The organism is Herpetosiphon llansteffanensis, from assembly GCF_003205875.1.
Lineage (GTDB): Bacteria > Chloroflexota > Chloroflexia > Chloroflexales > Herpetosiphonaceae > Herpetosiphon > Herpetosiphon llansteffanensis.
Map to the genome: position 1 here is coordinate 1 of NZ_PUBZ01000108.1, position 25104 is coordinate 25104.

25 protein-coding genes are annotated in these 25104 nt (G+C 50.5%); 7 read left to right on the plus strand and 18 right to left on the minus strand.

Annotation, left to right across the window (positions count from 1 at the left end; genetic code table 11):
- Positions 1-761, plus strand: a 761-nt coding sequence (locus C5S61_RS26905; RefSeq protein ID WP_205701420.1) for a VgrG-related protein, incomplete at its 5' end; no start/stop codon positions are given.
- Positions 762-847: 86 nt separating this feature from the next.
- Here the strand turns inward: C5S61_RS26905 and C5S61_RS16605 are convergent.
- The 3 genes from C5S61_RS16605 to C5S61_RS16615 form a co-directional block, all read right to left on the minus strand.
- Complete coding sequence (locus C5S61_RS16605) at positions 848-1336, minus strand: hypothetical protein (RefSeq protein ID WP_110516602.1); 489 nt, start codon at positions 1334-1336, stop codon at positions 848-850.
- A 65-nt stretch (positions 1337-1401) separates the two neighbouring features.
- On the minus strand, positions 1402-2160 hold the full coding sequence (locus tag C5S61_RS16610) for a hypothetical protein (RefSeq protein WP_110516604.1): 759 nt from the start codon (positions 2158-2160) through the stop codon (positions 1402-1404).
- A gap of 94 nt (positions 2161-2254) precedes the next feature.
- Complete coding sequence (locus C5S61_RS16615; protein ID WP_110516606.1) at positions 2255-3598, minus strand: DUF6602 domain-containing protein; 1344 nt, start codon at positions 3596-3598, stop codon at positions 2255-2257.
- 338 nt (positions 3599-3936) lie between these two features.
- On the opposite strand from C5S61_RS16615, the gene C5S61_RS16620 reads away from it, so the two are divergent.
- Entirely contained in the window at positions 3937-4353 is a 417-nt protein-coding gene (locus C5S61_RS16620; RefSeq protein ID WP_054537482.1) for a response regulator, read from the plus strand.
- 63 nt (positions 4354-4416) lie between these two features.
- Here C5S61_RS16620 and C5S61_RS16625 read toward each other — a convergent pair whose 3' ends face one another.
- The 9 genes from C5S61_RS16625 to C5S61_RS16665 all read right to left on the minus strand — a co-directional run bounded on the left by C5S61_RS16625 (position 4417) and on the right by C5S61_RS16665 (position 14583).
- A complete protein-coding gene (locus C5S61_RS16625; RefSeq protein WP_110516608.1) occupies positions 4417-5394 on the minus strand; it encodes an STAS domain-containing protein in 978 nt (325 codons plus the stop codon).
- Positions 5395-5415: 21 nt separating this feature from the next.
- Complete coding sequence (locus tag C5S61_RS16630) at positions 5416-6579, minus strand: FIST signal transduction protein (RefSeq protein ID WP_164689565.1); 1164 nt, start codon at positions 6577-6579, stop codon at positions 5416-5418.
- Positions 6580-6767: 188 nt separating this feature from the next.
- Positions 6768-8006 carry a response regulator gene (locus C5S61_RS16635; protein WP_110516612.1) on the minus strand — a complete coding sequence of 413 codons (1239 nt, stop codon included), beginning with the start codon at positions 8004-8006 and terminating at the stop codon, positions 6768-6770.
- 20 nt (positions 8007-8026) lie between these two features.
- Positions 8027-9655 (minus strand): hybrid sensor histidine kinase/response regulator, encoded by a 1629-nt coding sequence (locus tag C5S61_RS16640; RefSeq protein ID WP_110516614.1) that lies wholly within the window; start codon positions 9653-9655, stop codon positions 8027-8029.
- A gap of 38 nt (positions 9656-9693) precedes the next feature.
- Complete coding sequence (locus C5S61_RS16645; protein ID WP_110516616.1) at positions 9694-10845, minus strand: hypothetical protein; 1152 nt, start codon at positions 10843-10845, stop codon at positions 9694-9696.
- Positions 10846-11126: 281 nt separating this feature from the next.
- Positions 11127-13100, minus strand: a complete 1974-nt coding sequence (locus tag C5S61_RS16650) for an amylo-alpha-1,6-glucosidase (RefSeq protein ID WP_110516618.1) — start codon at positions 13098-13100, stop codon at positions 11127-11129.
- Positions 13101-13139: 39 nt separating this feature from the next.
- Complete coding sequence (locus C5S61_RS16655) at positions 13140-13604, minus strand: hypothetical protein (protein WP_110516620.1); 465 nt, start codon at positions 13602-13604, stop codon at positions 13140-13142.
- Positions 13605-13913: 309 nt separating this feature from the next.
- Positions 13914-14327 (minus strand): VOC family protein, encoded by a 414-nt coding sequence (locus tag C5S61_RS16660; RefSeq protein WP_110516622.1) that lies wholly within the window; start codon positions 14325-14327, stop codon positions 13914-13916.
- Between the two features lie 28 nt (positions 14328-14355).
- The gene (locus C5S61_RS16665; protein ID WP_110516624.1) at positions 14356-14583 is read right to left on the minus strand and encodes a helix-hairpin-helix domain-containing protein; all 228 of its coding nucleotides are present in this window, start codon (positions 14581-14583) and stop codon (positions 14356-14358) included.
- A gap of 150 nt (positions 14584-14733) precedes the next feature.
- On the opposite strand from C5S61_RS16665, the gene pdxR reads away from it, so the two are divergent.
- Both pdxR and C5S61_RS16675 read left to right on the plus strand, forming a co-directional pair.
- Entirely contained in the window at positions 14734-16212 is a 1479-nt protein-coding gene (pdxR, locus tag C5S61_RS16670; protein WP_110516626.1) for a MocR-like pyridoxine biosynthesis transcription factor PdxR, read from the plus strand.
- Between the two features lie 79 nt (positions 16213-16291).
- Positions 16292-16780 (plus strand): carboxymuconolactone decarboxylase family protein, encoded by a 489-nt coding sequence (locus C5S61_RS16675; RefSeq protein ID WP_110516628.1) that lies wholly within the window; start codon positions 16292-16294, stop codon positions 16778-16780.
- A gap of 209 nt (positions 16781-16989) precedes the next feature.
- Here C5S61_RS16675 and C5S61_RS16680 read toward each other — a convergent pair whose 3' ends face one another.
- The 6 genes from C5S61_RS16680 to C5S61_RS16705 are packed head-to-tail and all read right to left on the minus strand — an operon-like array spanning position 16990 to position 22238.
- Entirely contained in the window at positions 16990-17397 is a 408-nt protein-coding gene (locus C5S61_RS16680) for a hypothetical protein (protein ID WP_110516630.1), read from the minus strand.
- A gap of 34 nt (positions 17398-17431) precedes the next feature.
- Positions 17432-18502 (minus strand): HAMP domain-containing protein, encoded by a 1071-nt coding sequence (locus tag C5S61_RS16685; protein ID WP_110516632.1) that lies wholly within the window; start codon positions 18500-18502, stop codon positions 17432-17434.
- A gap of 13 nt (positions 18503-18515) precedes the next feature.
- Positions 18516-19328, minus strand: coding sequence for a GNAT family N-acetyltransferase (locus C5S61_RS16690; RefSeq protein ID WP_110516635.1), 813 nt, complete (start codon positions 19326-19328; stop codon positions 18516-18518).
- Complete coding sequence (locus tag C5S61_RS16695) at positions 19312-20664, minus strand: MFS transporter (RefSeq protein ID WP_110516637.1); 1353 nt, start codon at positions 20662-20664, stop codon at positions 19312-19314. The genes C5S61_RS16690 and C5S61_RS16695 overlap by 17 nt, the downstream gene beginning before the upstream one ends.
- Positions 20665-20708: 44 nt before the next feature.
- Positions 20709-21461 (minus strand): MinD/ParA family ATP-binding protein, encoded by a 753-nt coding sequence (locus tag C5S61_RS16700; RefSeq protein WP_110516639.1) that lies wholly within the window; start codon positions 21459-21461, stop codon positions 20709-20711.
- A gap of 24 nt (positions 21462-21485) precedes the next feature.
- A complete protein-coding gene (locus C5S61_RS16705; protein WP_110516641.1) occupies positions 21486-22238 on the minus strand; it encodes a MinD/ParA family ATP-binding protein in 753 nt (250 codons plus the stop codon).
- A gap of 230 nt (positions 22239-22468) precedes the next feature.
- Between C5S61_RS16705 and C5S61_RS16710 the strand changes: the two genes are divergently transcribed.
- From C5S61_RS16710 to C5S61_RS16720, 3 genes are read left to right on the plus strand one after another with little or no spacing between them, the layout of a single operon-like run.
- Positions 22469-23479, plus strand: a complete 1011-nt coding sequence (locus C5S61_RS16710) for a DUF2157 domain-containing protein (protein ID WP_164689566.1) — start codon at positions 22469-22471, stop codon at positions 23477-23479.
- Positions 23476-24540 (plus strand): DUF4401 domain-containing protein, encoded by a 1065-nt coding sequence (locus tag C5S61_RS16715; RefSeq protein ID WP_110516645.1) that lies wholly within the window; start codon positions 23476-23478, stop codon positions 24538-24540. Before C5S61_RS16710 ends, C5S61_RS16715 begins: the two co-directional genes overlap by 4 nt.
- The gene (locus C5S61_RS16720) at positions 24537-25019 is read left to right on the plus strand and encodes a GDYXXLXY domain-containing protein (protein WP_110516647.1); all 483 of its coding nucleotides are present in this window, start codon (positions 24537-24539) and stop codon (positions 25017-25019) included. Before C5S61_RS16715 ends, C5S61_RS16720 begins: the two co-directional genes overlap by 4 nt.
- Positions 25020-25104: the final 85 nt, after the last annotated feature.

Here is a 25104-nt window from a genome sequence, read left to right on the forward strand (position 1 = left end):
GTGGTGGTGGTGGCGGTGCTGCTAGTGCTTCTGCTCAACCAACCCAAACCAAAGCTGCAACAGGCGGCGGTGGCGGTGGTGGTAACGCAAGCGCAGCTCCAGCCGCAGGCTCAAGCATTGGCAAACTTTCCGAAAAATACGAAACCGGCGGACGTGGCCCAGGCACCGTTTCATCGGGCAAGGGCGACCGTGGTGGTCCCTCGTATGGTTCATACCAAATGACCAGCCAAACTATCATCAAAAAAGATGGTCGCGAGGTTGTGGTCAATGGTGGACGGGTCGCCGAATTCTTGCGCAACCCAGCTGGCCAACAATATGCTAAAGAATTCGAAGGCTTGCGCCCAGGTAGCGCCGAATTTACTGCCAAATGGAAACAAATCGCTGCGCGCGATCCAGAAGGCTTTAAAGCTTCACAACATCAGTATATTGAAAATACCCACTATCAACCCCAAGTTAACAAACTCAGAGCAGCAGGCCTCGATGTGAGCAAATACTCACCAGCCCTACGCGATGTTGTTTGGTCAACGTCAGTCCAACATGGCCCAGGCGCAAGCGTTATCACCAACGCGCTCAAAGGCCAAAATATCAGCCAAATGAGCGAATCGCAAATTATTAATGCGATTTACACCGAACGCAGCAAAACGCTGCCAAACGGACGCTTAGCCTATTTCAAAAGCACCAGCGATACCCAACAAATTCAAGGCTTGAAAAACCGCTTCGTCGGCGAACGCAAAGATGCCTTGAATATGTTAAACCACTAAACCTCGTTCTTTTTTTAATTAGTCAACGCCCCGCTGATCAATTGATCAAGCGGGGCGTTGGCCTATCTGCGCTCAGTTTGAGCTACCTATGGCACGATGTACCAAACGTTATCAACTTTTTTCAAGGTTGATTCATTGCCACTTGCGCCTGGGGCAATGCCACCATCGGCTAAGTCGATTGATTGCGATTGACCATCAACCGCCATGACCATGGTGCCACCACTAATTTTGACAACAGCCGTATCGCCTGATTCAGATACTTTTTCAAACTTTACATTTTCGAGTTTAGCTTCAATTTTGCCACCCATCGGAGCCATTTGTTGCAGTTGTTCAAGCAAGGCAGCTTTTTGGGTTGCTCGTTGGTCGGGGGCAAAATAGCCAGCAAGTTTATCGGCAATTTCTTCTTGTTTTGCAGCTTCACCTAAAGCAGGATCGTTAATCCCAGCCACAAAATCCTTGAGAAAGTTTTCTGAACGTACTTCGGGAGTTTCTGCTGGCGAGCCACCACAAGCCACTAAAAGACCCATCACCAACAACAACATCAGACTCGATGCCAAACGACGAACTTGTTTCATACAGCGTTTCCTCACAGGCCCTATCGCTAGGGAAAATTTCCACAATCGCAAGCATAGCAGGCGTGTCAAGCAGTTAACAAGCTGATTGGATCAACCACAGTCGCCTTGGTTGCCACCACCAGCCCAGCATAGGCTGGCAGCCCTAAACGTGGATACCCTACCTCTCTAGCAATTTCATCGCCATAAAACGCTGCAAATTGGGTTGGTTGCTCGCGTGAATCGAGATATTCTGTGATACGCTCACCCATAGCAGCTAACTCAGCTTCGCTATAGGACAGCAAAGCTTGGCCCGCAAAACGGGTAACCGCACCCTCTTGGCGCAGCATTGCAGCCAAGGTCTGGGCCTCGCCATGCACCAAACGATAACTAGCGCGATAGATTGCCGCGCGAAGTGCTTGGCGAACCAATTCTGGCGTTGGGGCAACACTTGTCCAACTATACACTGGCAGCCAATTACTTTTCACATTCAGAATTGGGCTAAAACGATAGGCCCAATCGGTGAAATTATGCTGCGTCCAGCCACCTAATGCATCATCAACCACAACCAACGTTACGCGCATAGAACAATCAAGCGGCGGCAATTCCGCTTGCAACTCGGCGATCGTTTGTTGGGCAATTGTTTCTGCATGAAAGGCTAAAAGTGCAGCGTAATGCGCTGGCACATGCTCCTTGCCCATCGGGTTGAGTGGCGCAAATGGCCAATCAAGTCCATCGCGTTTTTCATTGGTCATACTTGCAAGATAGGCCTCGAAGCGGGCTGGCCCACGCGGCAGATCGTAAATCGCCCGCTGGCGCAGCAAACTTGGGATATAGGCAATCTGCATCGAATCCTCCTTTCCTTACCCATAATCATTGATGAACAATATTTACCTCGCAATAAGCAAAAGCTTTGACCAAAAATATTAATTTTTATTTGCTTCATGCATCCTGATTAAGCGTCTTTTGCGGTATTCCATTCGAGCTATTAAGGCTCAAATAAAATTGTGCCCTATCAATAATTGATGTTCCCAACGGAAAATAGGCTTGACGATTCATTTGAGAACGCTGCTCAGTTAAATGCCACGCAATATGACTAATAAAATAGGCGGGTGCAAGATTCTTATCCAGATCATAGAGATACCATGAATCAAATTCAGCACTTTTATCCAGAAAAGGTCGGTGTGAAAATTGAATAAACATTGATGAACCAAAAGCAACAAAATCAATTACCCGTGCAGAATGGTTGGCTACAGCTTCATGCAATACCTGAAGAATTATTTTTGGATCGATTTGAGGTTCTTCGTAGATAAATAATCCAGCAAAGCAGCGTGTATCAGGTTCGCTATTATAGCGAATATCTGCAATATTATTAGCCAATTTTGTGAGCGTCTCCAGCAATTGTGTCTTAGTTTGTTTGCTCTTGACCTCAATGATTGCGCGAACCGCATCTGAAGTTACAATCGTCAGATCATGATCTTTAAATAAAGTTGGCTTACGACTATCAGTAATTAAAATATCTTGCTGAGTTGAGCCATTACCGTTGGGAAAGCTCACAAAGCCAGTCCCAATCCGCATAATTTCTGGCACATGTTGGCGCAAAATTTTGCGCAGGATTGCTTCTTTATGTTCACCATCACTAAGCCAATGTTTTGTATCGCCCAATAACAAGCGAATTCGGTTTTTAATCGCTTTAAATTCCTCATTGATTGATTCATAGTACCCTAATAAAGATGTGGATTTTGATTGATTAGGCGACATTTGCTTGGCTCCTTGCATAGATGCAGGCACATAATCAGCAATAGGAAGGTCTTGGAATGCGCTGTGGTAGTCGGTAAGTAACTGGGCAGAATCAGGTGTTAATTCACGCACACCTCTAAGTGTTTGTTGATCAATGAGGCCATTAGCCTTAAAAAAGAGCGGCTTCTGAGCATGAGCACTATTAAACCGTAAAGCACGTACAACCTGATCTGGAATACGCTGCTTGAAGTTCATCAGGGTTGCTTGTTGTGCTAGCAGATGATCATCTGCAGGCCATATTTCATCAACCTGCATATTTAAGCGTTTGGCAGCAGTCGCTGCATCACAGATTTCCCCGACCAACATAGCTCCCAACAAATAAAGCAGTCCTTCCTGCACGGTTAGAACATACACATAGTCGCCAACTTGGATGCCGCGCTTAAGGAATAAATTACTCGCTGTATAGTCAAGTAATTGATCCTGTTCAGTTTGGGCAAGAACATCCCAAGTTTGGTTTGTCCAGTAATGGGTAAAGTAACGCGGCATTAGATTATTCCTTCTCGCTATACCAATAGGATAAGTCAATTCAAAGCCACAATGGTGGATTAAACCAACAAATAGTCTACACATCCTAATCAGAACATATTAATCCTCATTAAACGATTGTGTCGGCTGCTTGTTGCCTAAGCTAGGCTGCTTCAAGCAAAATTCATTAATAATTACTTAAAATAGCTGAATGTATGCGTTAATTGAAGCTCATGGCGTAGATGCATTCGTAGGGCTGTCGTAACGCTGCTAGTTGTACTTTTTTCAAGTGTCGCATACAATAGAGTGAGATCGCTACGCCATTATCGCGCTCCATATACCACAGAAAGGATGCAGCGATGCCCCCAATTCAAAAAGCGTTTGTTATGGTTGTCGAAGATAACGCCGACAACATGTGGATTATTACCGAAATGCTCAATGATGACCCACGCGTGCGCTATTGTAATGTTCGGCCATCAGGAAAGCAGCTTTTCGCATTTATGGCAAAAAATGACGTTCCACCAATTAATTTAGTCTTGCTTGATTTAAATTTGCCTGGTGATGACGGATATAGCATTCTCGAAAAGATTCGGGTTCATCCAAAACTACTGAATGCAATCGTGGTTGCAGTTAGTGCCGATAACACGGCAGAAGACGTTGCCAAAGTACGCGCTGCGGGGTTCGATGGGTTTATTGGCAAACCTTTACGCCACGATCGGTTTCCAGAACAATTACAACGGGTAATGGATGGCGAAGGTGTCTGGGAGCCAGATTAGGCCTAAGTACGTCGGGATACAACCATGGGTGCACTCAATGGGTTGAGTTCACCCATTTATTGGTTAAGCAAACAGTTTATAATCACGCGAGCCAGCCAGTTGAAATGCTAAACGCAAGGCATGCTGCAAATCGTTGGTCGTGCGCGTACCAGCTAAATCCATGCTCAACGAGACCAAAATTTGGGCCACATCGGGCGAAATTCCACACAAAATAATTTGGGTTCCGAGCAAGCGCGCCGATTGCGCCAGCTGCAACAGGCTATTGGCGGCAGTGTAATCAAGCGCCGCAATCCCCGTAATATCAATAATACAAACCGTTGCATGATGTTGGCTGATCGTTTGCAAGACGTTGGCGGTTATTTGGCTGGCGCGCTCTTGATCAACCGTGCCAATCAGCGGCAACAGCACCACTGCATCGGCAATTTGCAGCAATGGAGCAGAAAGCTCGCGAATGGTTTGTAGCAATTGCTCTTGCTGTTGATAGACATCGGTTAATCGGCTGAGGGTTTGCTCAAGCTGGGCATTGGCTTGGGCCAAATCACGCTGCTGCTGCTGATCGCGCAAATGCCCAAGCGTAATCGCCAAAGCGCTACCAATGCGGTTGGCAAAAATATTGAATAACGACACCTCAACGGTGCTAAATGTCTGGCCTTTCAAGCGCCCAGCGTAGATCCAACCCAACAATTCACCTTCGTTCCAAATTGGCAGGCTCATAGCCGCTTGCATCGGATATTGGTCTTGCAAGGGATCAATTGGCCATGGCAGCGCTTCGCCAGCCTGCCATGCCTGGCTATAGGTACCAAGTTGGGCTGGCTCGGTTAGCTCGATCGTGGCCAAAACTCGCTTGAGCCGCACGCCCCGCGCAGCCTTGGCAATCAATCGCAATGGCGATTCGAGCAAATAGCAAATCGCCACTTCGCAGGCAAACAATCTGGTTACTTTATCGAGGGCAACATCCAACGTGGCCTCAATCGTTGTTAACGTTAAAGGCAGCGACGATATTTCATAGAGAATGGCTAGTTCGATTTCACGATTGAGCATACAACGTCATCCGTTCAATGGTCAGGCCTGACCAATAGCGTACACAACAACGGTTTTATTGTGAAACAACGCGCCGCCAGTTTCCGCCGCAGCAATTTCGCCAAAGCTAAACATGCCAATCACTGGCACATCCAAGCCTGCGACCTCGCGAATGCGTTGAACTTCGGTTGCAGCCTCGTCGCCAAGCATTGCCAAGCGTGACACACAATCGAAAATAATTAAGGCTGCTGGTGGCCCATCGAGCGCTGCTAAAGCCCGTTTGGTAGCGAGTTGGGCTGCATTAAACAAGGTTTCGGGCGAGCCATGCATAATGTGTGCAACCACGTTTTTGGGCACGCTGGCGATACATTCAATCGAGCCATCGGGATGGGTGCGCAGTGGATCACGAATCAAAAACTCGCCATTAATTTGGGGCAAGCCAATTGGATGGTCAATCACAAAGCGGCCAAAATTTTCGACGGTTAAATCGGGAAACAGTTCTTGGTAGACCGCAAAAGCAGGCCGCCCATCAAGCTCATAGATGATTGTGCCTTCGCTGCGGGTAACGACTAAGCCACGGGCTGCTGGCTCCCAGCCATGTTGCACCCCAATGCCCATTGGCGTGGGCGATTGCAACACGCCAACAGCAGCTCCATCGCTAATGACCTGATCGTTGACAAATTGATAGGTCTGCTTGAACTTGAAACTATCGCCAGCGCCGCCGCCAACCATCGGGCAGAGCGGGCCAAAAGCGGCAGTTGCATGTTGCACAAAATCGGTCAAGGTTCCAGCCAAGCCATCGACCAGCACGAGCGCAGCCTGCGAACCAGCTGCCTGATCCAACGCATCCTCTAATTGATCGGCCAATTGATCGGCAACCTTGCTGGGATCGGCTTTTACGCCAGCCACTAAGCCTAAATCGAGTTTGAGGGCATCGGATGTTAGCGCCAGCACCACCACGCCGTTGGTGTAGGTACCAGCATTGCTAATAATACCGCCTGCGCAGCAACCAATTAATGGCGCTTGCTGGCTAGCAGCGCGAATCCCCTGAACAACGGCTGCTTGATCGTAGGTATCGGTGGTAAAAGCGATTAAACAAGTGGGCGAATGGGGGGCAAGCTGCGAGCAAGCTTGCTCGGCGGCGGAAAAACCAGCGTTATAGCTGTGCTCAATCTGCGATGCACCGGTAGCTGCGTGGGTTGTCATGGTGGATACCTCACAACACAAAAGATGCAGAGACTTCATTGTCGTAAGTGCGGATTAGCTAGGCCTAGGATACGATGGAAAGTGGCATGTAGGCAATCAACAGAAGGGTGAGAATAGGCGTGAAAGATGCATTGCAACGAAGCTGTGTAGTTGCTGAGGCTAGGCTACACAGCTTCGTTAATCTGGAATTAGCCCTCAAGTTCGTCGGCCAACTCGCGCACAGCACGCTTGGCATACAACCAAACCGTACCAAGTTTGGGGGCGGCGATAGTTTTATCGAAGACCATAACTAACAAAAATTGCTTGCCAACATCAAAAATATAAAAATCGTAGATGTCGCCTTCGTGCATATACAGGCCACTGCCAGGATCGTTATGCAACTGGCGGGTATAATCGACCATCGTCGAAAAGCTGGTCGCCAACAAAGGCAAAAACGGCGGCAATGGCAACGAGGTGTGGCCTTCTTCAACCAAAGGCACGCCCCAACGATCGGTCAAAATTGTTGATTGCGCACCGAGCTGCACCCCGAGATCCTTGAGTTTAGCAACCAAGGGAGCCAAGGTTTCGGCAGTCAAGACCAACGAACCACCGCTACGCAACTTCGTACCAAACACATCATCGGCATTGGTTGCTGGTGGTGGGGTTTGCTGGGCTGGCGGCGGCGTTTGTTGGGTTGGCGCAGCAGGCCGCGCTGGCGTTGCCGCTGGGCGCGTCGGTTGTTGGGCCGCAGGCCGTGGGCTAACTGGTGGTGGCGCTGAACGCGTTGCTGGCGCTGGGCGAGCACTCACTGGCGGTGGCGCAGTGCGCGAACGCTGTGGTGGCGCAGTTGGGCGTGGGCTGACTGGTGGCGGCCCTTTGCCGGTACTCGTAGGCACAGGCGCTGGCGCAGTTGTCCGCGCTACGGGAGTTGGTGCTTTAGAAACTGGTGGCGGGCCACCCATTTTGGCGGGCGCAGGCGCTTTAGAAACGCTTGGCGGTGGGGCAAAGCGCGAAGGAGCTTGAGGCTGTGGTTCTGGCTCTGGCTCTGGTTCGTACACTGGTTCTGGCTCGACCGGACGCGGCGGTGGCGCTGCTTGCAATGCTTCATCTAAAGCATCAAGCACCAAAACTGCCGTCAAATTGCGGTCAATGAACCGAAATACGCCGCGCTGCGCTGCTTGCTCGGCAACCTCTGGGTTGGCCGAACGAGCGACCAGAATCACCCGTGTGTCGGGCGCAAAATTTGGCACAAGATCAGCCAAATCCAAGCCGCTAAACCCGGGCAAATCATAATCGGCAATCAAGACATCGGGCGCAATTTGCTGCAATTCCCACAATGCCTCGTTGGACGATTGCAGCATAGAAAGCTCAATTTCGCCTGTGACAGCCGTACTCAGCGATTGAAGCACCGTATTATCACCAGCTACCACAAAGACCCTGTAGCCCATACAAACTCCTACTTGTGAGGCTAAAGCCCCCGCTGTGGCAGTGCAACCGTGAACGTACTGCCGCGACCTTCTTCGCTTTGAACCCAAACATGACCATTATGCAATGCAACCAGCCCTTGCACAAGGGCTAAACCTACTCCAGTACCCCCATACTCACGGGTGAGTGATTGGGCTACTTGGTAAAACCGATCGAAAATTCGTTGCAACTGTGATTCAGGAATCCCAATGCCCGAATCGCTGATGCTGACAAAGACCCATGGCCCAGGTTGCAGCGTGCCTTTGAAATAGTTGTGTTCATAGGGCACTGTTTGCACCGTCTCACACCAAGCCCGCAGCGTAATAATGCCTTCAGCTGGCGTAAATTTCATGGCGTTTGAGAGCAAACTCATCAACACCAAAGCAATTATGGAACGATCTGCATACAAGGTGCAGAGTGCATCGGGCGGAGTGGCCAATGAGATCGTTTGGGCTTTCTTTTGGGCCAGCCCTTGCATTTGCTCGATAACTTCATAGAGCAATTCATCAAGCACAATTGGCTCGACCTGCAACTCAGTTTGGCGCGTATCCAAACGCCGCAGGTGCGTCATATCGTCGATAATTTCCTTCATACGCTGAGCGCTCTCGACCAAACGATCAAGATAGGTGCGAATTGGCTGCTCGCTGCGTTCTTGAATCACGATGCCATAGCCAAGCACCACCGCCAGCGGCGTGCGCAACTCGTGCGAGGTGATCGAAATAAACTCGCTTTTCAGCCGGTCAAGCTCTTGCAACCGCCCATTAGCCTCTTGCACCCGCGTAAAAAGTTGGGCATTATTCAAGGCAGATGCTGCTTGATTCAGCAACAGCATCATGCCTTCGATCTGGGCGCTGGGCAAGGCTTCGGTATAATCAAACAAGGCACTGCCGATCATCGCCCCGCCAACGCGCAAGGGAAACGTAATGACGTTATGTTCAGTATTCGCCAAATTGAGCGTGGTTTGAATTGGCTGTTGCTGGTGATAGGTTTCCTGCAATAACTGCCAACCAGCTTCATTTAATTGGGGATGACTGGCTTGGCCCATCAACAAGCGTGGCGCTTCATCAGGCTGTTGCAACAAGAAATAGCCAAATTGACAACCAATTTCGCTATTGGTGACGCGCACAATCTCGCCGCACAATTCGCTCAGCGAAAGCGTGCGATTAAAGGCGCTGCTTAATTCGAGTTGATGCACAATTGCTTCAAGCTTGACCTTTTGCAGCACCGTTGCTCGTTGATGCAGCACTTGAGCCACCGTCAAGCGCATTTCTTCAATCTCAAAGGGCTTGCTAAGGTAGCTGGTTACGCCCTGTTGCACCGCCTCGCGCAGCGTTTCCAAGGTGGTTTGGCCAGTCATGATAATCACGGCCAAACCTGGATTTAAGGCCCGAGCCTGCCGAGCCAACTCAAGGCCGCTCATCTCAGGCATTTTAATATCGGTCAACAACAAATCGAATACTTGATGGCGCATATAATCTAGCGCGACCAAGCCCGATGTTGTATCAACAACCTGATAGCCGACATTGCGCAGCGCTTTCGAGCAATAGCGGCAAATCGTCGTATCATCATCAACAACAAGAATAGTCGGAGCACGACTATACTCAGAGGCTTCGTTGGGTTGGCGTTCGGTCATGGCCAACTACACTCCTCGATCAACCTAGCTTGGTAGGATCAGGGTGACAGGGGTTCAAGTGCTGCTGCCGGTAGCAGCGTTTGCTTCCCATCACTAAGGGTTATTTCAACGACATGCGAACGAACACCAGAAGGCAAGAGTTGGGGCAAGGCTGGGAAACTACGCACAGTACCAACCGTGCCGCGATGCGGGCCAGCCACAATCCGCGCTGGGCTGCCAACCGCCAAACTTGCTTTAATCACGGCTGCTTGCTCAATATTGCGTACCCGCGAGAGTGGAATCACCACCCGTGGGCGGCGTTGAGGGCTACGGAGTTGGGTAACGCCTTCGATCAATGCTTCTTGTTGATCATACAACGACAGCGTTTTGAACAACGCTTCGTTCATGGGATGCACCCCAAAGCCTTCGGTGATCATCAAGGTCAGGCCGGGATCACGATTGTAGGGCGGGGCTGGTAAGCGCCACGTATTATAGCCTGTGCGCCAAGCATCAAAGCCATCGTCGCCAAGGAAATCACGCAATTCGTGTTCTTCGATACCGCCAACGATTACACCACGCACTTGCTCATCGATTGCCCTGCGTAGGGCTGCTGCCGTAATGCTCGCGCCGCCAATCAAAATTGCATAGGCCGAACGGGCATCAATCGAGCTAATATCAACCTGCTCTTTGGGGTCAGTGACCAACAAGCGCAGCACCCCAAAACGCTCACCGCCAAGGCCAAAAATGCCTTGCACATACGAGGCTGGCGTTTCGATAATCACCGTGCGCGAATCAGGCACTTCCATCACAATCCCGCGAACTTGGGCTTTAAGCTCAATTGGCAGTGGATTAGGCGTGAGGGTGACATAGCCTGTGCTGCGATCAATCGTTGTTATTGTACCAGCAACCGGAGCCACCACGGTAGAGCCAGCAATTAACCCAGCCCGCGCCAGCACTTCACCCTTGGCGACTTTATTGCCCTCTTCTTTTTTCATTTTCGAATAGACTTGGGTCGGCAACACGCCAAGATCGCGCGCAATATTAATAATTTGTGGATCAAGTGGATATTGCGCCCGCAACACGATATCATCTGGCTCGACCCGACTGCCAACCCGCACCAGCACTTCTCCTTCAACTGGCAGTTGGCGTTCGATGCGTGCAACCGTATGCATGACGACCGGGGCAGCACCATCAGGGTAGTAGTGCGTCATTGGTTGGGTCTCCTACAGGGCAGTGGCAACAGGCTGCATTATAGCATAGCCCGGCCCGCTCTATATAGTCGTTTTTTGGGCCATAGCAAGCCCGAATTCGGGTTCGCTTGGAGCAAAAAATAGCTCCTTCGCCACCCTTCCGTGCCTTCGCCGGAGGCAAACGCAGGGGGTTTCAGCCCCCTGCACCCCCAAATAGGTGGGTTGTGGATTGTTATTAAGCTTGCTTAACCCCAAACTTCGCGATCTTCGCGGTTGCCTAAACCAAATCTCGAACCACTGAATTAGCGACTATTCAGCTCGACGCTACAGCGCAACAATTCGGCCACACTCCAAGCCTGCCATGGACAACCACGCGGCGTAATTGGCGTGTCACCATCGAAAATCTCGCTCACCGAACCAATTCCCGCATCGCGCAGGTGATCAGCGAACGGCTGCAAATAGCTACGCGCTTGCTCAACGCCATAGACTTTGCTGACCGAACTGACAAATGGGCCAATCAGCCAGCCCCACGTAATGCCTTGATGATACGAAGCATCGCGGGTTTTCAAATCGCCGCCATAGCTGCCAAGATAGTGTTGGTCGTGCGGAGCCAACGAGCGCAAACCATACGAGGTTACGAGATGGCGAGCGCAACTATCAACGACAGCCTTAGCTTTGGCATCGTCAAGCGGCGAGTGTGCAACCGAAACTGCAAACAATTGATTAGGCCGCAACGCAGGATCAGCGCCATGTGGGCCGTCAATCACATCGTAGAGATAGCCATGCTCAGCCGACCAAAAGCGTTGAAAACCAGTTGCCACTTGTTCAGCAGCCAGCCGAAAGCGCTCAACATCGTGATCATAGCCCAACAAGGTGGCAAATTCGCCCAAGGTGCGCAGCGCGCTATACCACAAGGCGTTAATTTCAACCGCTTTGCCTTCGCGCGGCGTGACCACCCAATCCTCAAACTTGGCATCCATCCATGTCAATTGCACATTAGGTTCGCCAGCAGTCAACAGATAATCATCGGCAACTTTGATCGAGTAGCGCGTGCCGCGTTCATGCCAATCGATAATTTCAACCAGTTTGGGATACAAATCGGCAACCAGTTGAATATCGCCAGTGGCTTGATAGACCGTGCGCAGCGCTTGAAAAAACCAGAGTGTTGCATCAACGGTGTTGTATTCTGGCTCAGCGCCAACATCAGGAAAGCGGTTGGGCAACATGCCTTGGCTCAAAAAATGGCTCCATGTGCGCAACACATCAGCCGCCAAATTGGCCCGCCCAGTTGCCATCAACAAGCCAGGCAAGGCAATCATCGTGTCGCGGCCCCAATCGCTGAACCATGGATAGCCAGCAATCACGCTCCAGCCTTGCCATGTGCTGCCATCGGGCAATTGCACCGCCCGCCGCACCATAAATTGATCGGCGGCATACACCAGTTGCTTGATAAAATCGGGGGCTTTTTGCAAGAGCCGCGCTTGCTCCAACAAGGCTGCTTGGCGGGCTTGTTCCCGCGCCAAAGCTTGAAGGCCAGCGGTGCTTGGCTCGGCCTCGGTCGAAAAGACCAAGGTCAAGCTTTGGCCTGGTTGCAAGGTTGCGCTAAATTCGCCAGCCTGCAATAACCGTGCTGTGTCGGGGTAGCCACGTTCAAGTTCTTCGCGATAGTAAATTTCTTCGACCCACGTTGCTGGCTCGCTTTGCCAGGTTGCTTGGTCGCTGAGCAGCCGCACGTTGGTTCCAGTAGGAGTCGTCATCAGCACGCCATTGGCTAATGCGCCAAAAAGTGGCTGCCAATCGGCCTCAACCGTCGTATCGTGGTGATCGCGCTCTGTGAGCAAAGGCCGCAGGTTGAGGTTAATCGGGTCGTTGCCGCGCTCGTGGGTCAACAGCACATAGGTTGTATTCGCGCCATCTTCCATCCAAATGCGTTGGCTCAGCACTGCTTCGGCCAAAGCATAGCGCGCGGTTGGAATCGTGCCATCTAATTGCCAGGTTTCAAGGTTGCGATAGCCTTCGCTTAATCGGCCATCGCTATATTCAAAGCTGCTTAATGCGTAGGTTTCGCTGCCATACTGCGCGTTTGCTTGCAAGCCACCAACCAGCAAGGTTCGGCCTAGTGGTGGCTCCAAGGCGGCAATCAACAAGCCATGATATTTACGAATTGGCGCATTTGCCAAGAGCGAACCCATGGCATAGGCTCCAGCGCCATTGGTCACAATCCACTCGCGGCGCAAGGCGGCAGCGGGATGCCCAAGAATTTCACGTCCAAACATAGTGTTATGTCCTGCTAAAATGGTCGGCTTTGGCTGCGATTATAGCAGAGCAGCCGGCTCAATTTGAATTTGCTCAGCTCGATAGATTAAGCGTGCCCGCGCTCCATAGCTGATCGTCGCAATCCATGGCAGCAATAATTCCAGCATACTTGGCGATTGAAAATGTTGCATTTTGGTCGCTGGATGGGGATAATAGATGTAGCCCGCATAGGTTTGGGCTTGCCAAAGCAGCTGGCAACGGATAAATGAAAAATCTTCTGGCGGGTGTAAATCTGTCCAGCGCACCGCCCGAAAGCTATAATCTGCTTGGAGCAAACGCCATTGGGCTGGCTGAATATCAAAATTAATTGTTGCCAACTGCAAGCCACTGAGATCAAGCCCCAACGCGGCAAAATAGGGCTGTTGCATGGCAATTGTGCCCGCTGGATACGGCGAATCGCTGGCTTGGCCCGAAGCTACGCCATGGCCACGAATAACGGTTCCATCAACCCACGCTTGCATCATAGCTCCACCGTTCGCTGAATTGCCAGCTAAGTGTAAAACAAAACTGCAGGAATACAAACAGCACCATAAATTCATGGTGCTGTTGCAAAGCAAACTATGTGCTAAATGTAATGCTACATTGGATTGGCAATCGTGTTCCCTCACCCCCCAGCCCCCTCTCCCACTGGACGCGAGCGAGGGGGAGCACCGTTTTCACCGACGAATGACGCAAGAACCAGCGGGTTAAAGCCCCGCTCCCAGCGGATGGGAGCGGGGTTGGGGTGAGGGGATCAGGCGGTTGTTAACGTGATAAACCAGTACAGCTAGGCGTTATTGTGGTGGCGCAGCGTTCATGTCCATATAGAAGAATTCCCAAATGTGACCATCGAGATCTTGAATGGCGCGGCTATACATAGAACCCATTTCAATTGGCTCGCTAAAGCTGGTAGCGCCAAGCGAAAGCGCCTTGGCATACATTTTGTCGACGGCTTCGCGGTTGTCCATCGTCAACGAAACTAGCACTTCGGTCGCGCTACGGGCATCGCTAATCCCAGCATTTTTTGGAATAAATTCTTTGAACTTGGGATGAGTCAGCAGCATCACATAAATTGTTTCGCTAATCACAATGCTTGAGGCAGTTTCATCAGTAAATTGGAGATTTTGTTCGAAGCCCAGGCCTTTGAAAAATTCAATTGATTTGGGGAGGTCTTGCACTGCGAGATTAATAAACACTTGAGTACTCATGTAGTCACTCCTTACATTCAACACAAACTCAATCCTGAACACTGGTTTCATCAGCAAATGTTAGGCCCTTGGCGGCCAACGCCTCGCGCAACTGGCGGATGCCTTTTGGCCCCATGCCATGCAGTTTGCCAAGCTCACGGGTGGTCACTTCAGTCAACTGGGCCAAACTCGTGTAGCCAGCATGCAGCAAGGCCGCGTAGGCAGGTCGGCCTAGCTTAGCCGGAAAGTCATCGGTTGGTTGCTCAGCTGCGTTCATCGGCCAAGTTCCTCCGTTGCTAATAAAACAAATGTTCTATTTCAGTATACGCGCTTACTTCAAAAAGTCAAGTAGCAATTGCATAAAAACAAGCGAATATGTGAGCTAAATTTGGCTATACTACCAATAGATTCTTGCGTGGAGTGAAGTATGATCAAGCCATTATTGTTAAGTGTCGATAGCCAGCCACTCTATCAACAACTGTATCAACATTTGCGCCAAGCGATTTTAACTGGCGAGCTTAAACGCGGCATGCAACTGCCCTCAAGCCGCAGTCTGGCTAGCCAACTCAGCCTTTCGCGCAATACAGTGCTGAATGCCTACGAGCAATTAATCGCCGAAGGCTATCTTGAAAGTTATAGTGGCCAAGGCACATTTGTATCGAGTAGTTTGCCAGAGCTTGATCTCCCAACGCTGCAATCAAATATCCCCGCTCATACCAGCCAAGCCCAACATCGCTTGGCTGACCATGCCTTAGACCAAATGTATGCTCCGCAGATGACCGACAACGCAACCAGTGCACACTTAATCGGCCAACCACTCAGCTCAGGCATTCCAGCCATCGCCGATTTCCCGAGCGGCTTATGGCAACGGTTGCAACATCAACAAATTCGCCATTTAGGCAAGGCCAGCCTAGGCTATCAAGATGCAAAAGGCTATGCACCCTTACGCGAAGCCATCGCCAAGCACATCAGCTTAACGCGCCAAGTGCAATGCAGCCCTGAACAAATTTTGATTACAAATGGTGCGCAGGCAGCGCTCAATTTGGCCATTCATGGCTTGCTCAACCCTGGCGAACAGGCTTGGATGGAAGATCCTGGCTATTTGGGAGTGCGTGGGGTATTGTTGGGGGCTGGAGCGACCATCGTGCCAGTGCCAGTCGATCACGATGGCTTGCAGGTGGCCAGCGGCATTGCGCTCGCACCCCATGCCCGCTTGGTGTATGTTACGCCATCGCATCAATTTCCGCTTGGCAGCACGCTGAGCCTCAGCCGTAGGTTGCAGCTTTTGGAATGGGCCGCCCAGCAACAAGCCTATATCTTGGAAGATGATTATGATAGCGAATATCGCTACGCTGGCCGCCCGATTGCCTCGCTGTATAGCCTTGATCAAGCAGAGCGCGTGCTCTACGTTGGCACATTCAGCAAAGTGCTGTTTCCTGCTTTGCGGATTGGCTATCTCGTTGTGCCGCCAAATTTGGTTGAGCCGTTCACGGTGTTGCGGCGCTTGGCCGATGTGCATACGCCATTGATTAACCAAGCTACCTTGGCCGAATTTATCAATGCAGGCCATTTCAGCCGTCATATTCATCGGATGTGCCAACTCTACGCCCAGCGCCGCGAATATATGCTGCAATTGCTCAACGAACTTGGCTTGGAAGTGAATGCACCGCCGGCGGGAATGTATTGCACAGCGTGGCTCCCAGCGGGCATCAATGCCCAAATGGTAAGCAGTTTAGCGGCGCAGCGCGGCCTGATGATCGAGAATGTCAACCATTTTGCGTTGCGGCCAATCAGTCGCCAAGGAATTTTAATTGGTTATGCAGGCTTTAGCCCCGAGGTTATGCGGGCTGGGATTGAGCAGCTGGGCCAGATTTTGCAGCAACTCCAAACTGGTACCATTAACTGATCAAAAATTGGCACTGGTAGGAACCACAGCCATTGCTAGAATACAGCTATCGAATTTCTTTTGTGTGAGGTTTCTAGCAATGACAGCTCGCTTAGATTATATGGCAACCGTGCCTGAAGCCTTTAAACCCTTATTGAAATTGAGTGACCTTGCGCACAACAGCGGCTTAGAGCCAGCGATTGTCAACTTAATTGAAATTCGCGCTTCGCAAATTAATCGTTGTGGCTACTGCCTCGATATGCACACCAAAGATGCCCGCAGCGCTGGCGAAACCGAGCAACGCATCTATGGGCTGAATGCATGGCGCGATACGCCCTACTACAATCAGCGCGAACGCTTGGCGCTTGAATTAACCGAAGTGCTGACCCAAATTGCGCAAAATCACGTTGCCGACGAGTTCTATCAACGCTTGCTTGGCGCATTTAGCGAAAGCGAATTGGTCAAATTGGTGACGGCAATTAGCACGATCAATATGTGGAACCGCTTTGCAATTACCTTCCAAAGCGACCCTGGCAGCTACAAGCCCGAGCATTTTGTGGCCCAAGCAGCCTTAGAAAAAAACCACTAGACTTAATTCAGCAATACAGCAGCCCCCGCCTCACAAGGGTAGGTTCTCAGCAATTGGTCGGATGTAGAGCGTTCCCTCACCCCCCAGCCCCCTCTCCCACTGAAACGCGGGCGAGGGGGAGCACTCGTTTTCACAACGAATTCCGCAAAAAACCACGGAATGAAAGCCCCTCGCCCGCGCCACGGGAGAGGGGTTGGGGTGAGGGGATCTTAAACTTGATCGCCAAAGTTTGGCAGATCGCTTGGCGCTGTTGCTTGATCGAGTGCATCCCAAATTGTGTCGATGCTGCGCCGAGCTTGAGGCTGATCGTTGGGCGAAACGGGGTTGTTTGAACGTGGCAGATTGTTCGCTTTTGAGTGCAAATTAACTTTATAGCGCCGTGGTTCGCCAGCAAGCAACAGCAAATATTCTTTTTCAAGCAATGCTGCAAGCGCCTGTTGAATTTCAAGGCTGCTGAATGTTTCAGCATCGGGCAACGCAGCCAGTGCCTCGCCAAGCTTCGCCTCAGCAACCTCGCGCTGGCGCAAAATCGCCCGAATCAGGGTACGTTCAGCCAACGCCAAATCCTGAATATCCACCATGCTCAGGCCAGCATGGATTTCGTCGGAATGCTCCATACTCACTCCACGATGATAGGTAATGGCAATTCAGTTAGCTTGTTTGGTCAGGTGGGCGACGATCACGGCGTTGGCGGGCTTCACGCGCTTTTTCTTGCAGATTGCGAAAAAACTCGCTATCAACAATTTCATCAACTTGCTGCTTGCGCTTGCCCTCATCGACAATAATTTGCAATTCGGCAACCTGTTGGCGCAATTTATTCTCCCGTTCGCGCACTTTATCGACCATCATGGCAAAGACGCTGGCAAGCGTTGCTACTTCATCGCGCAAGCCACTGCTGCTTTCGGGAACTTCCGAGCTATAATCGCCATTGCTAATTTGGGTGGCAACCGCAGTTAAGCCAATAATCGGGCGCGTCAGGCGGTGGGCAATCAGATAAACCGCAATCGCCAAGAGCGCAGTCACCAGCAAAAAGCCAGGAATCAAGGTTTGGCTAATCCGATTGCGCACGGCAGCAACTTCGGCTACACACATATCAACCCCAACCGCACCAACCGTCTCGCCTTTGGCATTATAAATTGGCGCAGCGCCTGCAATCCATTCGCCCCATTGATCGGTCGATGGATTGGGATCGATGCTTGGCTCACGCAAGCCACGTGCCATATCGGGCGTAAACCCACCAGCCGCCGTAAATGCAGCATTAATCAGCGGGCGTGTATCGGGCCGAATCGTGCAGCCAGCGCTTGATTCGGTAGCCAAGGCTTGTTCGCGCGCGGTTGGCGTTTGGCCGGGCGGAATCGCCGCGCTCACCACAAAGCGCGCTTGTTCTGGCTCGTTGGGTAATTGCACAAAGCTATAAATGCCCGAAGCCTTGGGATTGATCGTTTTGACTTCACGCAAGTAGGCATTGATTTTGAGATAGGTTGGATCATCGATTTGGCCTTGGGTATACAGCGCACTATGTTCATCGCCATCGATGCCAGCGGCGGCAGTTTTGGCAATCGCCATCAAATCGGCTTCAAGCTCAGCTTGGGCATTGTTGGTGGCATAATTCAAAAACCAGATGAAAACTCCGGTCAACACACTTAAAAACAACATAGTAAAAATGGCCAACAAACGCCAACGCAGGCTCAAAAAACGGCTTTTGGGTGCTACGGCTGTCATAGAATGCTATTCCTCACCGCAACGACGCAAGCGCGTGCTGCACAAAAGGATTATCGTGATCCAAATAGTAGACATCATGGTAAATCGCTTGCACAATTGCTTGAATTGTTGTGAGCTTCAACGGTTGCTGCTGGCTGGGATAAAACACTAAGTGCATCGGTTGCGGCGCAATGGTCAATTGGCGCGCTGCCTGCTCATCGCTATTTTTAATCACTGGCGGCTCAATATACTCAACTGGCAAGAGCACAGCGCCATTATTAAGATGAAAGCGCAACCGCGCCTCGCGCTCTTGACGTTCCTGTTCATGGTGAGCATCCTCAACCCGCGTAACTTCAGCACTATAGCCCAAAACCGCACCATTGCCGCTATACAAGGCATCAAGCGCCAATTGTTGATGCGTTGCTTGCACCAACCAACGGCCAATGCCCGTGCCCCGCATTTGCTGATCGATGCCAATAAAAGCGCCGTGGCCAAAATTGCGCCGATACAAATAGCTGAACATGCGCACCCCAACAGGCTTACCGTTGTGCTCGATCAGCCACAAATGGTCGAGCGTAGCTGGGTGGCTACGTGAAAACGGCTCTGCATACATGGCCAAAAATGGCTCGTAATGGGCCAAATGCGGGAAAATTGTGGCAAATAGTGCCTGCACAAGCCCAATCTCGCTCGCTTCAGCTCCCAAAATAGCCCGTAACTGCATGCCATTAGGTGCATCACGATTGGCTTGCGGCGGAATCATCGGCCAACGCACGCTATCTTGCAATTTATGCCACAATGGCTCTAATTCGCCAAACTGAGCTAAGCGCGCCTCAGAACTCGATGCCATCGAGGACGCTCCTTCGTCGAGAGCGCGACAGTCGCCAGTTCAGCAGACTTTTATCGTAGACATGGCGGATGCGCCAAGCGGCCCACAAGCCAACAGCCGTGGCCAGCAGTGCAAAACCAAGGTACAGTAGTGTGCTCAGCGAAGCAGCTAGCCCACCAAGCCAGCTTGGCAACAAGATCACACTAATCACCCCGCAGCCAACGATTGTCGCGAATGAATAACAATAGCTATCAAGAAAAACGCTTACGCGCCCGCGCCGCTCGTCGGGAACAATACTCTGCACCGATTTGCGCAAGGGTTCATCCCAGCCAGTTTGGGCCAAACGCGCCCCAAAACGGCCAATCAACCCGCCAATCAGTGGTTGCGCCAAAGCTCCCAGAATGCACAGTAACAGAACGATGGGCAGCGCAATAAAGGCTTGTTTGGGGCTGGTTTTGCTGAGCAAGCGCCCAGCCAACAGCCATTGAAACAGCAAAAGCACCAGCACAAAGCCCAATTTGTAGAAGCCATACAGTTGCTGAAAACGCAACGGATCGGCAGCGACAATCTGGTCAATGCTGCGCAAAAAGTGAAATTCAATCACCGTCAACGCCAAGCCGGTTGTAAACAATACCAGCGCCAACAAACGAAACAATGGCACATGCCGAATCACATCCAACCCAGTGTTAAAGGTCGCGCGAATCGATTCGCGTTCACTTTTGCTTTGGCGGGCGCGCAATTCGTATCGATGGAAGATCAGCCAGACGAAGCCAATCGCCAAAAAGCATATGCCAGCACATAAACCCAAGACCAAACTGGTGTTATCTTGGTCGTTGCCAACCAGCCAGGTGGCGATGAGTGCAGCAAGGCCGTTGCCCAAAAGGCTGCCGATAGTCGCGCCTGCACCAAGCAAGGGAAACAAGCGCTTGGCCTCGGACGTGGCATAAATATCATTGGCTAAGGCCCAAAATGCCAAGGGGAAAATTGCATATTGCTGTTCGTTGAGCATCGATAAGGCTGGATAGAGCAGCCACGCAGGAGCCTTGAACCAAAATAGCGCTAGCAGCCCCAGATAGCACGCACCAAAGCCAGCCAACAAGCGTTGAATCAATCTGACCCGCTCAGTTCGATCAACAATTAGCGCATAACTGCCAGCGGCAACGATCGTCAGCACCATGCCAACCGGCCAGAGCCACAAGAGCTGTTCGGTGCCAAGGCTGCTAATAAAGCCCGCCATGGCCACCACATCGGCCAGTTCGAGCACCAAGGTATTCAATGCCAACAAGCCCATGAGCGCAAGCAGCAAGCGCCATTCTTGCGGTTGGACTTTCAAGCCCTGTTCCAAGCGTTTTAGCATGTAGCTCGCATTCCTTTGCGCAAGTACAACAATGTCCGCAGCGATTAAGCGGTCAGGGTTGCAGCCACATTGGTCAACAGTAGGGAGATAGGATGGTCGGGATGGTCGACGACAAAAAGCTGGGCGCTGGCTTGGGTTGCTGGCTGATATTCGGCCAACAATTCGGCATAGGGCAAGGCTGCCAAAACTGGTCGTTGATAAATGTGTTCGATTTTTTGCTGGACTTCACGCAAATTATAATGCTCAGGAATTTGGTTGACAACCAGCACCATCTCGTCAATTCCAAGCTGCTCGGAAATATCGATCACCACGCCAGTGCCTTGCAAATCTTGCTCGCGCAATTGCAAAACCAGCAGCTGAATATCGGAAAAAGCAATTGACGGCAAGGCAGCAAATTGCACGCCCGGCTGAGTATCAATTAACAACACATCCAAGCCCAAGGTATTGATCAACAACTCGAAACTATCGCTGAGCAAGCGAATATCGTAATCGATCGTGCTGTTGCGGGTGGCAAATGGCACGAGATACAGCTGACCTTTGAGTGCATGGCGAATGCGCGGGTTAAGATCAACGGCTGTTGATTCGATGCCACACTTGCCCCAGAGAAAATCATTCAGGCTATGGGTCATGGCACTCTCAGCCACACCAAAAATCGCTTGAATTGAGGGCGAGCTAACATCGCTATCAATAATTGCGACCCGTTGGCCCGCTGCTGCCAAGATGGTAGCGATATTGGCAGTTAATTGCGATTTACCAGTGCCTGGGCGAAACGAATGGATCGAAATAATCTTGGGCATGGATGCCTCGCCATCATTCCACAATTAGACTAAGCGATTGGCGACCGCGCGTAACGATTGGCTTAATGGATGGTCGGGATATTGCAACACAAAAATGCCGGAGCTTGCAAGCGTCATCATCTCATCGGAGTGTGGCAAGACGGCGGCAACCTCGGCATTGTAGGTTTTTTCGACTCGCGCCTTGACCTCGGCAAAGTTGAATGAGGTTGGCACTTTATTGACCAATAAAAAGAGCTGTGGCACATCCAATTTATGCGCCACATCGACCGTCACCCCAGTGCCTTGATAATCTTGCGCGTCTGGGCGCAAAATAATAATTAATGCATCAGAGATCGCAATTGAGAGTAAGGTTTCTTCATTCAAACCAGGGTGAGTATCGATCAACAACACATCGAGCTTCAGCTCATCGACCAAGCGATGAAAGCCATCGTTGAGCAAGCCCACATCGTAGCCTTCGCGCAGCACGCGAGCAATTTCGCCAGCCTTAATGCTCGAAGGAATTAGAAAAATTTGGCCTGCGGTCAAGCCCTTTACCTTGGAGCTAACATCGTAGGCTGCTTGCTTGATTTCGCATTTGCCCCACAAATAATCGTTGAGCGAATATTTCATGCTGGCATCGTCCATGCCAAAGAGCACGTGAATGCCGGGCGACATAATATCAGTATCGATAACGCCAACCCGCCGCCCAGTCGCGGCAATCAAGCTGGCGAGATTCGCAGTTGTGTTTGATTTACCCGTGCCACCCCGAAACGAGTGGATGGAAAGAATCTTCGACATGCAGGTGCTCCTGTAAAATGGCAAGTGCTGGTGTACACGGAGAGGTAGTCACATCATAGTCCATGGTAAGCCAATACGCAACGCTTCAAACTGCCAATGGTTGCTGGTTTTGGCAGTTCTTACAGCACCCGAATCATCCCACAACTGTATCTTTGGTTACATTCGATAGTAGCTCTGTGGGCCTAGAATATGCTGAACACCTCGGTAGAGTGATAGAAAGAAAGGCTGCTATGCTTGAACTTCCTGATCCGCTGGATCAAGCCCCTACCCGTGAATCAATTCAACATTACGTCAATCAAGGCATTATCGATCGTTCGCTGATGCAACGAGCTTTACAGCTTAGCGGGTTTACGCCCAATGCTCAAGCGTGGGTCAAATTTCTGAATCTGATGTTGTTGGTGCTTGGGGCGGGCCTCGCCGTCTGCGGTGTCTTTTTCTTCTTTGCCTTTAATTGGCAAACGATGCATCGCTTTGTCAAGCTTGGTTTAGTGCAAGGCGGCTTGCTGATTAGCACTGTTGCCGCCTTGTGGTATGGGCTTGAGCGCATCGAAGGCAAGATTTTGCTGACCGTCAGTGCGTGTTTGGTTGGCGCACTCATGGCGCTGTTTGGCCAAATCTACCAAACCGGAGCTGATGCCTACACCCTCTTTTTGAATTGGGCCTTGGTCATAACGGGCTTTGCAATTGCTGGTAATTTCGCCCCGTTATGGCTGCTGTGGTGGGCATTGTGCAACACCACAATTCTGCTTTACTACGAGCAAACGGGCAGCTATCGCGACTATAACGAGCTATTGCCATTACTCATCTTCAATGGATTAAGTTTTGCTGTGGTTGAATTTTTGCGCCAACGCAAGCTTGCTTGGCTCCAAACGAATTGGTTTCATCGAGTGCTTGGGCTAGGCTTACTCTGGGTGACGCTACTGATCAGCCTCAACTTTAGCGAACTCTATTTCTGGCGCTATGGAAATGAACCAAGCAACAACTTGCTCTTGCCCTATATTTTGGCAGTTGTGGTTATAGCTGCAATGAGTGCCTACCACTATTTTATTAAGTTTGATGGGCTACTTGCCTTGGCGAGCATTGGCACAGTCTGGTTCTTTGTTGATCGTTGGCTGATCGAATGGCTCTCCGATGATTTTGCCGTCAGTTTCTTAATCGTAGGCATGATCATTCTGGGGCAAACAATCGGCTCGATTATCTGGGTACGCCAACGGCAGCAACTGCAAGGAGGCCATGCATGAACGCTCCATCCTATAGTATTCGCCAATTATTTGCTGACCTTGAGCTTGAGCCGCCAAGCTTTGTGCCCGCCGCCCAACCGCCAAGCGAATATCCGTGGTATATGCGAATTTTTGCCGGCATTGGTGCATGGTTTGCAGCATTGCTGTTTATTGGCTTTTTGCTGATTACACGGATTATCAGTAATGAAGTTGGAGCACTGATTGTTGGCTTGATTCTGTGCGCAGTCGCGGTTGGCTTGCATCAAGTCAGGCAGTCATCGACCTTTGTCCATCAACTTGCACTTGCTTCCAGCATTACGGGCCAAATTTTGGCAGTTATTGGCTGGGCAGAGATAGTTGATGGATCGCTAATTGGATCGGCGCTTGGCGTAATTGTGCTCGAAATCGTCCTGTTTGCAGTGCAACGCGATTTCATTCAACGCTTGATTTCGACGTTAGCAATTATCACTGCCATCCATGTAATTGTTGGTGATCTTAGTCGGTGGAGCGAAAATTTTAATTATATTTATTTGCTGTTGAGTTGCTTAATTATCATGTTTTCGTTCTTGCTATGGCTCGACCCAAAAATTCACGCCGATCAGCTTTGGGCAAGTGCTGCGCCAATAAGCTATGGCATATTGCTATTTATGGGCGCATCAAGCTTATTGACCAATGCTGTTTGGGATGGCCTCGCGTTACGAAGTAATTTTTTCATGCTGCCAGCGCTGGTAGGTATTATCTGCTTAGGCATCAGCATCTGGATGATTATTAATGAATTTACGTATCGGTTAAACCCAATTGAACTTGGCTGCATTGGCATTGGCTTGTTGTTTAGCGCCTTCATTGGATTCAACACGCCAGCAATTATTATTGCCTTACTGATATTGGTGCTCAGCTATTGGCGCGGTTATTGGGTTATGTTTGGGGTTGGCTGTTTAGCATTGATTAGTGCATTGAGCTTGTATTATTACAATCTTAATATCTCGTTGCTTTACAAATCAATCATCTTATTTACTAGTGGCTTAACGTTATTGGCAATTCGCGGCGTGGTGCTCAAATTAAATCAAAAGGAAGCATTATGAGTATTCGGATTGGATTAATTATTCTTAGCTTGGTTGCATGTCTCGGTTTAGTCAATTATAGCGTCGTACAACGCGAAGAAATTATCAATACAGGGCGGGTGGTCTATCTCGAATTAGCGCCTGTTGATCCACGTTCGCTGTTACAAGGCGATTATATGCGCTTGAACTACGAAACATTTCCGCGCTCGTATGATCAAGCGTATTCGCCACGTGGCATCTTGGTGATTACGCTTGATGAGCAAAACATTGGCAGATTCAGCCATTTTGAATATGGTGAGCAACCCTTGGCCGCCAACCAACAGCGGCTTAAATATCGCTCGAATGGCTATGATGTGCAGATTGCAGGCGAATCGTTTTTCTTTGAAGAAGGGACTGGCGAGCGCTTTACTGCTGGCAAGTATGCTGAATTTCGAGTTAACGCTGCTGGCGAGCTGGCCTTGGTTGGCTTGCGGGATAAAGATTTGCAGCTGATCAAATAATTTTTGCCACCCTTCCGTCCCGCCAGCGGGAAACGCAGGGGGTTTTCAGCCCCCTGCACCCCCAAATATTTGTTTGCTGGATTAT

What these genes read in the sequence shown, in the direction of transcription:
- C5S61_RS16605 (WP_110516602.1), bottom strand. Translation starts at nt 1,336, where the DNA reads ATGAAACAAGTTCGTCGTTTGGCATCGAGTCTGATGTTGTTGTTGGTG.
- C5S61_RS16610 (WP_110516604.1), bottom strand. Translation starts at nt 2,160, where the DNA reads ATGCAGATTGCCTATATCCCAAGTTTGCTGCGCCAGCGGGCGATTTAC.
- C5S61_RS16615 (WP_110516606.1), bottom strand. Translation starts at nt 3,598, where the DNA reads ATGCCGCGTTACTTTACCCATTACTGGACAAACCAAACTTGGGATGTT.
- C5S61_RS16620 (WP_054537482.1), top strand. Translation starts at nt 3,937, where the DNA reads ATGCCCCCAATTCAAAAAGCGTTTGTTATGGTTGTCGAAGATAACGCC.
- C5S61_RS16625 (WP_110516608.1), bottom strand. Translation starts at nt 5,394, where the DNA reads ATGCTCAATCGTGAAATCGAACTAGCCATTCTCTATGAAATATCGTCG.
- C5S61_RS16630 (WP_164689565.1), bottom strand. Translation starts at nt 6,579, where the DNA reads ATGACAACCCACGCAGCTACCGGTGCATCGCAGATTGAGCACAGCTAT.
- C5S61_RS16635 (WP_110516612.1), bottom strand. Translation starts at nt 8,006, where the DNA reads ATGGGCTACAGGGTCTTTGTGGTAGCTGGTGATAATACGGTGCTTCAA.
- C5S61_RS16640 (WP_110516614.1), bottom strand. Translation starts at nt 9,655, where the DNA reads ATGACCGAACGCCAACCCAACGAAGCCTCTGAGTATAGTCGTGCTCCG.
- C5S61_RS16645 (WP_110516616.1), bottom strand. Translation starts at nt 10,845, where the DNA reads ATGACGCACTACTACCCTGATGGTGCTGCCCCGGTCGTCATGCATACG.
- C5S61_RS16650 (WP_110516618.1), bottom strand. Translation starts at nt 13,100, where the DNA reads ATGTTTGGACGTGAAATTCTTGGGCATCCCGCTGCCGCCTTGCGCCGC.
- C5S61_RS16655 (WP_110516620.1), bottom strand. Translation starts at nt 13,604, where the DNA reads ATGATGCAAGCGTGGGTTGATGGAACCGTTATTCGTGGCCATGGCGTA.
- C5S61_RS16660 (WP_110516622.1), bottom strand. Translation starts at nt 14,327, where the DNA reads ATGAGTACTCAAGTGTTTATTAATCTCGCAGTGCAAGACCTCCCCAAA.
- C5S61_RS16665 (WP_110516624.1), bottom strand. Translation starts at nt 14,583, where the DNA reads ATGAACGCAGCTGAGCAACCAACCGATGACTTTCCGGCTAAGCTAGGC.
- pdxR (WP_110516626.1), top strand. Translation starts at nt 14,734, where the DNA reads ATGATCAAGCCATTATTGTTAAGTGTCGATAGCCAGCCACTCTATCAA.
- C5S61_RS16675 (WP_110516628.1), top strand. Translation starts at nt 16,292, where the DNA reads ATGACAGCTCGCTTAGATTATATGGCAACCGTGCCTGAAGCCTTTAAA.
- C5S61_RS16680 (WP_110516630.1), bottom strand. Translation starts at nt 17,397, where the DNA reads ATGGAGCATTCCGACGAAATCCATGCTGGCCTGAGCATGGTGGATATT.
- C5S61_RS16685 (WP_110516632.1), bottom strand. Translation starts at nt 18,502, where the DNA reads ATGACAGCCGTAGCACCCAAAAGCCGTTTTTTGAGCCTGCGTTGGCGT.
- C5S61_RS16690 (WP_110516635.1), bottom strand. Translation starts at nt 19,328, where the DNA reads ATGGCATCGAGTTCTGAGGCGCGCTTAGCTCAGTTTGGCGAATTAGAG.
- C5S61_RS16695 (WP_110516637.1), bottom strand. Translation starts at nt 20,664, where the DNA reads ATGCTAAAACGCTTGGAACAGGGCTTGAAAGTCCAACCGCAAGAATGG.
- C5S61_RS16700 (WP_110516639.1), bottom strand. Translation starts at nt 21,461, where the DNA reads ATGCCCAAGATTATTTCGATCCATTCGTTTCGCCCAGGCACTGGTAAA.
- C5S61_RS16705 (WP_110516641.1), bottom strand. Translation starts at nt 22,238, where the DNA reads ATGTCGAAGATTCTTTCCATCCACTCGTTTCGGGGTGGCACGGGTAAA.
- C5S61_RS16710 (WP_164689566.1), top strand. Translation starts at nt 22,469, where the DNA reads ATGCTTGAACTTCCTGATCCGCTGGATCAAGCCCCTACCCGTGAATCA.
- C5S61_RS16715 (WP_110516645.1), top strand. Translation starts at nt 23,476, where the DNA reads ATGAACGCTCCATCCTATAGTATTCGCCAATTATTTGCTGACCTTGAG.
- C5S61_RS16720 (WP_110516647.1), top strand. Translation starts at nt 24,537, where the DNA reads ATGAGTATTCGGATTGGATTAATTATTCTTAGCTTGGTTGCATGTCTC.